This is a genomic window from Sphingomonas bacterium (assembly GCF_903643065.1).
Taxonomy (GTDB): domain Bacteria; phylum Pseudomonadota; class Alphaproteobacteria; order Sphingomonadales; family Sphingomonadaceae; genus Sphingomonas.
Genome location: NZ_CAHJWX010000091.1, coordinates 1 through 7,053, shown reverse-complemented (window position 1 = coordinate 7,053; position 7,053 = coordinate 1). Strand labels below are relative to the sequence as shown.

Sequence of the window (7,053 nt, the reverse complement as noted above, 5' to 3'; positions counted from 1 at the left end):
GCGCCCGTGTTCGTCGGCGGCGGCAAGGCGCACGGCGCCCGCGTCCGGGACTTCAACCCCGGCCTCAACAAGAAGGTGCGGGCGCTGGGCCTCAAGATGGCGCTGAGCAGCCACGCCAAGGCCGGTTCGCTGATCGTGCTCGACGGGTTCGGCGCCGCCAAGACCAAGGAGCTGCAGGGCCATTTCGCCGGGCTGAACGTCGGCCGCCGCACGCTGGTGATCGACGGCATCGCGGGCGAGGGCTTCCGGGCGGGCCGCAACCTCAAGGGCGTGGACCTGCTGCCGGCCGTCGGCGCCAACGTCTATGACATCATCAAGGCCGACACGCTGGTGCTGACCCGCGCGGCGATCGAACAGCTGGAGGCCCGGTTCCATGGCTAAGCAGAACGGGGTGGACGTGCGTCACTATGACGTGATCGTCGCGCCGCACATCACGGAAAAGGCGACGCTGCTGTCGGACCAGAACGCGGTGGTGTTCAAGGTCGCGATCAAGTCGACCAAGCCCGAGATCAAGGCGGCGGTGGAGGCGATCTTCGGCGTCAGCGTCACGGGCGTGAACACGATCGTCCAGAAGGGCAAGACCAAGCGGTGGAAGGGCGCGCCCTACACCAAGTCCGACATCAAGAAGGCGATCGTGACGCTGGCCGCCGGCCAGACGATCGACATCACCGAGGGGGCCCGCTGAGATGGCGCTCAAGCAATATAACCCGACGACGCCGTCGACGCGCGGCCTCGTCCTGATCGACCGGTCGCAGCTGTACAAGGGCCGGCCCGTCAAGGCGCTGACCGAGGGCAAGCCGAAGACCGGTGGCCGCAACAACAAGGGCCACGTCACCTCGCGCGGCATCGCCGGCGGCCACAAGCAGCGCTATCGCTATGTCGACTTCAAGCGCCGCAAGTGGGACGTCGAGGGCACGGTCGAGCGGCTGGAATATGATCCCAACCGCACCGCGTTCATCGCGCTGGTCCGCTACGCCGACGACGAGCTCGCCTATATCCTGGCGCCGCAGCGGCTGAGCGTCGGCGACAAGGTGGTCGCGGGCCGCAAGACCGACGTGAAACCCGGCAACGCGATGGAGATCGGCCAGATGCCGGTCGGCACCATCGTCCACAATGTCGAGATGAAGCCGCTCAAGGGCGGGCAGATCGCGCGCTCGGCCGGCACCTATGTGCAGGTGGTCGGCCGTGATCGCGGCATGGTGATCGTGCGGCTGGGCTCGGGCGAGCAGCGCTATATTCAGTCCGCCTGCATGGCGAGCGTGGGCGCGGTGTCGAACCCCGACAACCAGAACCAAAATTTCGGCAAGGCCGGTCGCTCGCGCTGGATGGGCAAGCGTCCGCTGACGCGCGGCGTCGCCAAGAACCCGGTCGACCATCCGCACGGCGGCGGCGAGGGCCGGACCAGCGGTGGCCGCCATCCCGTGACGCCGTGGGGCAAGCCGACCAAGGGCGCGCGCACCCGGCACAACAAGAGCACGGACAAGATGATCATCCGCAGCCGTCACCAGAGGAAGAAGTAATGGCGCGCTCCGTCTGGAAGGGCCCATTCGTGGAGCTGTCGCTCCTCAAGAAGGCCGAGACCGCGCAGGACACCAATGCGCGCGCGCCGATCAAGACCTGGTCGCGCCGGTCGACGATCCTGCCGCAGTTCGTCGGGCTGACCTTCACCGTCTATAACGGCAAGAAGTTCATCCCCGTTTCCGTCAATGAGGACATGGTCGGCATGAAGCTGGGCGAGTTCGCGCCGACGCGCTACTTTCCCGGCCACGCCGCTGACAAGAAGGGCAAGCGCTGATGGGCAAGCCAGCATCCCCCCGCAGGGTCGGCCCGCGCGAGGCGCTGTCGATCGGCACGCAGATCCGCGGTTCGGCGCAGAAGCTGGGCCTGGTCGCGGCGCTGATCCGCAACCAGAAGGCCGGCGACGCGATGAACATCCTCCAGTTCTCTACCAAGGGGATGGCGGTGGACGCGCGCAAGGTGCTCGCGTCGGCGATCGCCAATGCCGAGAACAACCACAATCTGGACGTCGACGCGCTGGTCGTGTCGGAGGCGTCGGTGGGCAAGGCGATCGTGATGAAGCGGTTCGCGACGCGCGGGCGCGGCAAGTCGACGCGCATCCTGAAGCCGTTCAGCCGACTGCGCATCGTCGTGCGCGAGCAGGAAGAAGCGTAATGGGTCAGAAATCCAATCCCATCGGTCTGCGCCTGCAGATCAACCGGACGTGGGACAGCCGCTGGTATGCCGAGGGCGCGTCGTATCGCGGCCTGCTGCTGGAGGACCTGAAGATTCGCCAATATGTGATGAAGTCGCTGCCCCAGGCCGCGATCTCCAAGGTGGTGATCGAGCGGCCGGCGAAGCTGGCGCGCATCTCCATCTATGCCGCGCGCCCCGGCGTGATCATCGGCAAGAAGGGGACGGACATCGACCGGCTGCGCAAGACGATCGGCGCGATGACCAAGTCGGACGTGTCGCTCAACATCGTCGAGATCCGCAAGCCCGAGGTCGACGCGCGACTGGTGGCACAGTCGATCGCCGACCAGCTGGAGCGCCGCATCGCGTTCCGCCGCGCGATGAAGCGCGCGGTGCAGTCGGCGCAGCGGCTGGGTGCCGAGGGCATCCGCGTCCAGTGCGGCGGCCGGCTAGGCGGCGCGGAGATCGCGCGATCGGAAAGCTATCGCGAGGGCCGGGTGCCGCTGCACACGCTGCGCGCGCACATCGATTATGCCGAGGCGGAGGCGCACACCAGCTATGGCGTGTGCGGCGTCAAGGTGTGGGTGTTTAAGGGCGAGATCCTGGGCCACGATCCGATGTCGCAGGAGCGGCTGATGATGGAGGCCCAGACCTCCGGCGTGCGCCCGGCGCGCGACGACCGGCGCTGAGGACCAGATCATGCTGCAACCCAAGAAGACCAAGTTCCGCAAGGCGTTCAAGGGCCGCATCCATGGCGATGCCAAGGGCGGCGCGGCGCTGAACTTCGGCGCCTATGGCCTCAAGGCCATGGAGCCGGACCGGATCACCGCGCGCCAGATCGAGGCGGCGCGGCGCGCGATCACGCGCCACATGAAGCGCCAGGGGCGGTTGTGGATCCGCATCTTCCCCGACGTGCCGGTGTCGAGCAAGCCCGCCGAGGTCCGCATGGGCTCGGGCAAGGGCGCGCCCGAGTTCTGGGCGGCGCGCGTCAAGCCGGGCCGCATCCTGTTCGAGGTGGACGGGGTGTCGGGCCAGATCGCGGCCGAGGCGTTCGAGCGCGCGGCGATGAAGCTGCCGATCAAGACCAAGGTCGTGGCGCGGCTGGGCGACACCTCGCATCTGGGAGGCGAGTGAGATGGCGAAGACCGGAATCGATTTCACCGGGTCGAGCGACGACCAGCTCACCGAGCAGCTGGGCCAGCTCAAGCGCGAGCAGTTCAACCTGCGCTTCCAGGCGGCGACCAGCCAGCTGGAGAAGCCGAGCCGCGTGCGCGAGGTCCGCAAGGACATCGCGCGCATCAAGACCGCCCAGGCCGCTCGCGCGGCTTCGGCCAAGTAAGGAACAGGGCACATGCCGAAGCGCGTGCTGACCGGGCTGATCGTCTCCGACAAGGGCGACAAGACCGTGGTGGTGAACGTCGAGCGTAAGGTGAAGCACCCGCTCTACGGCAAGATCATCCGCCGGTCGAAGAAGTACCATGCTCATGACGAGCTGAACGATTTCAAGGCGGGCGAGACGGTGCGGATCGAGGAGACCGCCCCCATCTCCAAGCTGAAGACCTGGCGCGTGCTCGACCGGGTGGGCGCGGCGGCGGCGCCGACGCGGGTGGACATCACCGGCGACGAACCGGCGGCGGCACAGGGATAATTCCTCGCGCCGTCATCCCCGCGCAGGCGGGGACCCATCTCCCGGGTGTCGGGGCGTGGGCGGACGGCATAAGTTGGGTCCCCGCTTACGCGGGGATGACGTGAACAAGGCGGGGCTGGGTCGGTATCCACCCCATTGGCAGAAGGACTGGACGAACATGATCCAGATGCAATCGAACCTGGATGTCGCGGACAATAGCGGCGCGAAGCGGGTACAGTGCATCAAGGTGCTGGGCGGCTCCAAGCGCCGCACGGCGTCGGTCGGCGACATCATCGTCGTGTCGATCAAGGAAGCGCAGCCGCGGGGCAAGGTGAAGAAGGGCGACGTGCATCGCGCCGTGATCGTGCGCACCGCCAAGGACATCCATCGTCCCGACGGCTCGACGATCCGCTTCGACGGCAACGCCGCCGTGCTGGTCAACAAGAACGAGGAGCCGATCGGCACCCGCATCTTTGGGCCGGTGGTGCGCGAGCTACGCGCGCGCGGGCACATGAAGGTGATCAGCCTCGCGCCGGAGGTGCTGTGATGGCGACGACCCAGCCCACCGCCAAGGCGAAGATGCGCATCAAGAAGGGCGACCAGGTCATCGTCCTGTCCGGCAAGGACAAGGGCCGCACCGGCACCGTCACCCAGGCGATGCCCAAGGACGGCAAGGTGATCGTCGGCGGCGTCAACGTCGCGACGCGCCACCGCAAGCCGAGCCAGGCCGAGCCGCAGGGTGGCCTGCAGAAGATCGAGGCGCCGTTGCACGTCTCCAAGGTCGCCCATGTCGTCGACGGCAAGCCGACGCGGGTGCGCTACGAGTTTCAGGACGGCAAGAAGGTACGCGTGGCCGTGAAGACGGGAGCCAAGATCGATGGCTGACAGCATCAAGCCGCGCCTGAAGGCGATGTACGAGGACCGCATCGTCGCCACGATGCAGGAGAAGTTCGGCTACGCCAACGCGCTGCAGATTCCGCGCCTGGAGAAGATCGTGCTCAACATGGGCGTGGGCGAGGCGACGCAGGACAAGAAGAAGGTCGACCAGGCCGTGTCCGAGATGGAGCTGATCGCTGGGCAGAAGCCTGTCGTCACCAAGGCGAAAAAGTCGATCGCGCAGTTCAAGCTGCGCGAGGGCATGCCGATCGGCTGCAAGGTGACGTTGCGTCGCGAGCGGATGTACGAGTTCCTCGACCGCTTCGTCACCATCGCGCTGCCTCGCGTGCGCGACTTTCGCGGGCTCAACCCCAAGAGCTTCGACGGCCGCGGCAATTACGCCTGCGGTATCAAGGAGCAGATCGTCTTCCCCGAGATCAACTATGATCGCATCGACAAGGTGCGCGGCATGGATGTGATCGTGACCACCACGGCGAAGACGGACGACGAGGCGCGCGAGCTGCTCCGCCTGTTCGGCTTCCCGTTCCCGCAGGAGGAAGCGGCCGAGCAGAAGCAGGCCGCTTGACCAACATTGAGGCGCGCGTGACCGCGGGCGCCACGAAGGAAAGAACTTAAGTCCATGGCGAAACTGAGTTCCGTGAACAAGAACGAGCGCCGCAAGCTGCTCGTCAAGCGGTACGCGCCCAAGCTGGCGAAGCTGAAGGCGCAGGCGGCGGACACGTCGCTCGACGACGGCGAGCGGCTGATCGCGCGGCTGAAGATGGCCGAGCTGCCGCGCAACGCGAACCCGACGCGCGTCCGCAACCGCTGCGCGCTGACCGGGCGTCCGCGCGCCTATTACCGCAAGTTCGGACTTGCGCGCGTGATGCTGCGCGACCTGGCCAACAAGGGGATGATCCCCGGCCTGACCAAGTCGAGCTGGTGAGGAAGACGAGATGTCCGTGACCGACCCGCTGGGTGACCTGCTCACCCGCATCCGCAACGGCCAGCGCGCGAAGAAGGACTCGGTCCTCTCGCCCGCGTCGAAGCTGCGCGTCCGCGTGCTCGACGTGTTGCAGCGCGAGGGCTATATCCGGGGCTATGCCGCCGAACAGATGGGCCCCGCCGCCGGCGTGCGCATCGAGCTGAAATATTTCGAGGGCCAGCCGGCCATCAAGCATGTTGCGCGCGTCTCCAAGCCGGGCCGTCGCGTGTACAGCGGTTCGCAGGAGCTGCCGCGCGTGATGAACGGGCTGGGCATCACCATTGTCTCGACGCCGCGCGGCGTGCTCTCGGACGCCGAGGCGCGCGAGCAGAACGTCGGTGGCGAAGTGCTGGCGGAGGTGTTCTGATGAGCCGCATCGGCAAGAAGGCGGTCCCGGTCCCGGCCGGGGTCACCGCCAGCATCGCGGACGGCACGCTGAGCGTGAAGGGGCCCAAGGGCAGCTTGTCGCTCGTGCTGCGCGACGAGATCAGCTACACGGTGGAGGGCGACGGTATCTCCGTGCAGCCCGCCAACGACACCCGGCAGGCGCGCGCCTTCTGGGGAATGCAGCGCACGTTGGTGCAGAACCTGGTCACGGGCGTGACGGAGGGCTTCGCCAAGAAGCTTGTCATCACCGGCGTCGGCTATCGCGCCGCCGCGCAGGGGCGCAAGCTGAACCTCAAGCTCGGCTACAGCCACGACGTCGACATCGAGGTGCCCGAGGGCCTGGACGTCAAGACGCCCGACGCGACCACGGTCGAGATCAGCGGCGCCGACAAGCAGAAGGTCGGCCAGCTGGCCGCCGAGATCCGCCGCTGGCGCAAGCCCGAGCCGTACAAGGGCAAGGGCATCAAATACGCCGGCGAGTTCATCTTCCGCAAGGAAGGGAAGAAGAAGTGAGCAAGGGACTGTCCCTCTTTCAGAAGCGGCGCCGTCGCACCCGCACCGCGTTGGCGAGCCGCGCCGGCGGGCGTCCGCGCCTGCACGTGCACCGCTCGGGCAAGCATATCTATGCGCAGGTGATCGATGACGCGGCGGGCCGCACGGTCGCCGCCGCTTCGACATTGTCCGGGCACGAGGGCGGCACGGCGAACGTCGCCGCCGCTACCGCCGTCGGCACCCGCGTAGCGGAGGCGGCCAAGGCCGCCGGGGTGACCCGCGTCGTGTTCGATCGCGGCGGTTTCCTGTTCCACGGGCGCGTTAAGGCGCTCGCCGAGGCGGCCCGCGCGGCCGGCCTGGAGTTCTGATGATGGCTGACGACAACAATCAGGTCGAGACGGTCGCCAACGCCGCGACCGGCGCGCCGAGCGACGCGCAGCCGCAGGGCGGACCCGGCGGCGGCGGCGGTGGTGGTGGTTACCAGGGCGGCGGCGGC

Annotated in this window: 16 protein-coding genes; all 16 read left to right on the top strand. The window is 67.5% G+C overall.

Features of this window, described 5'->3' with window-relative positions; genetic code table 11:
- Positions 1 to 381: 50S ribosomal protein L4 (rplD, locus tag HUU95_RS04830; RefSeq protein ID WP_174279072.1), on the top strand; the 381-nt coding region annotated here is incomplete at its 5' end.
- The gene (locus tag HUU95_RS04825; protein WP_174279071.1) at positions 374 to 685 is read left to right on the top strand and encodes a 50S ribosomal protein L23; all 312 of its coding nucleotides are present in this window, start codon (positions 374 to 376) and stop codon (positions 683 to 685) included. The genes rplD and HUU95_RS04825, both read left to right, overlap by 8 nt.
- Position 686: 1 nt before the next feature.
- Positions 687 to 1,520: a 50S ribosomal protein L2 gene (gene rplB, locus HUU95_RS04820; RefSeq protein ID WP_174279070.1), complete on the top strand. Its 834-nt coding sequence runs from the start codon at positions 687 to 689 to the stop codon at positions 1,518 to 1,520.
- Positions 1,520 to 1,795, top strand: coding sequence for a 30S ribosomal protein S19 (gene rpsS, locus HUU95_RS04815; RefSeq protein WP_174279069.1), 276 nt, complete (start codon positions 1,520 to 1,522; stop codon positions 1,793 to 1,795). Before rplB ends, rpsS begins: the two co-directional genes overlap by 1 nt.
- Entirely contained in the window at positions 1,795 to 2,172 is a 378-nt protein-coding gene (gene rplV / locus HUU95_RS04810; RefSeq protein WP_174279068.1) for a 50S ribosomal protein L22, read from the top strand. The genes rpsS and rplV overlap by 1 nt, the downstream gene beginning before the upstream one ends.
- On the top strand, positions 2,172 to 2,879 hold the full coding sequence (gene rpsC / locus HUU95_RS04805; protein WP_174279067.1) for a 30S ribosomal protein S3: 708 nt from the start codon (positions 2,172 to 2,174) through the stop codon (positions 2,877 to 2,879). The genes rplV and rpsC overlap by 1 nt, the downstream gene beginning before the upstream one ends.
- 10 nt (positions 2,880 to 2,889) lie before the next feature.
- The gene (gene rplP / locus HUU95_RS04800) at positions 2,890 to 3,324 is read left to right on the top strand and encodes a 50S ribosomal protein L16 (RefSeq protein ID WP_174279066.1); all 435 of its coding nucleotides are present in this window, start codon (positions 2,890 to 2,892) and stop codon (positions 3,322 to 3,324) included.
- Position 3,325: 1 nt separating this feature from the next.
- Entirely contained in the window at positions 3,326 to 3,529 is a 204-nt protein-coding gene (gene rpmC, locus HUU95_RS04795) for a 50S ribosomal protein L29 (protein WP_174279065.1), read from the top strand.
- A gap of 12 nt (positions 3,530 to 3,541) precedes the next feature.
- Positions 3,542 to 3,838: a 30S ribosomal protein S17 gene (gene rpsQ, locus HUU95_RS04790; protein WP_174279064.1), complete on the top strand. Its 297-nt coding sequence runs from the start codon at positions 3,542 to 3,544 to the stop codon at positions 3,836 to 3,838.
- A 157-nt stretch (positions 3,839 to 3,995) separates the two neighbouring features.
- Positions 3,996 to 4,364 carry a 50S ribosomal protein L14 gene (gene rplN, locus HUU95_RS04785; RefSeq protein ID WP_174279074.1) on the top strand — a complete coding sequence of 123 codons (369 nt, stop codon included), beginning with the start codon at positions 3,996 to 3,998 and terminating at the stop codon, positions 4,362 to 4,364.
- 32 nt (positions 4,365 to 4,396) lie between these two features.
- A complete protein-coding gene (gene rplX, locus HUU95_RS04780; protein WP_174279073.1) occupies positions 4,397 to 4,702 on the top strand; it encodes a 50S ribosomal protein L24 in 306 nt (101 codons plus the stop codon).
- Positions 4,695 to 5,279: a 50S ribosomal protein L5 gene (gene rplE / locus HUU95_RS04775; RefSeq protein ID WP_174279063.1), complete on the top strand. Its 585-nt coding sequence runs from the start codon at positions 4,695 to 4,697 to the stop codon at positions 5,277 to 5,279. Before rplX ends, rplE begins: the two co-directional genes overlap by 8 nt.
- A 54-nt stretch (positions 5,280 to 5,333) precedes the next feature.
- Positions 5,334 to 5,639: a 30S ribosomal protein S14 gene (rpsN, locus tag HUU95_RS04770; protein ID WP_174279062.1), complete on the top strand. Its 306-nt coding sequence runs from the start codon at positions 5,334 to 5,336 to the stop codon at positions 5,637 to 5,639.
- A 10-nt stretch (positions 5,640 to 5,649) separates the two neighbouring features.
- On the top strand, positions 5,650 to 6,045 hold the full coding sequence (gene rpsH, locus HUU95_RS04765) for a 30S ribosomal protein S8 (protein ID WP_174279061.1): 396 nt from the start codon (positions 5,650 to 5,652) through the stop codon (positions 6,043 to 6,045).
- Positions 6,045 to 6,578, top strand: a complete 534-nt coding sequence (gene rplF, locus HUU95_RS04760; RefSeq protein WP_174279060.1) for a 50S ribosomal protein L6 — start codon at positions 6,045 to 6,047, stop codon at positions 6,576 to 6,578. The genes rpsH and rplF overlap by 1 nt, the downstream gene beginning before the upstream one ends.
- Positions 6,575 to 6,925 carry a 50S ribosomal protein L18 gene (gene rplR, locus HUU95_RS04755; RefSeq protein ID WP_174279059.1) on the top strand — a complete coding sequence of 117 codons (351 nt, stop codon included), beginning with the start codon at positions 6,575 to 6,577 and terminating at the stop codon, positions 6,923 to 6,925. The genes rplF and rplR overlap by 4 nt, the downstream gene beginning before the upstream one ends.
- Positions 6,926 to 7,053 lie beyond the last annotated feature (128 nt).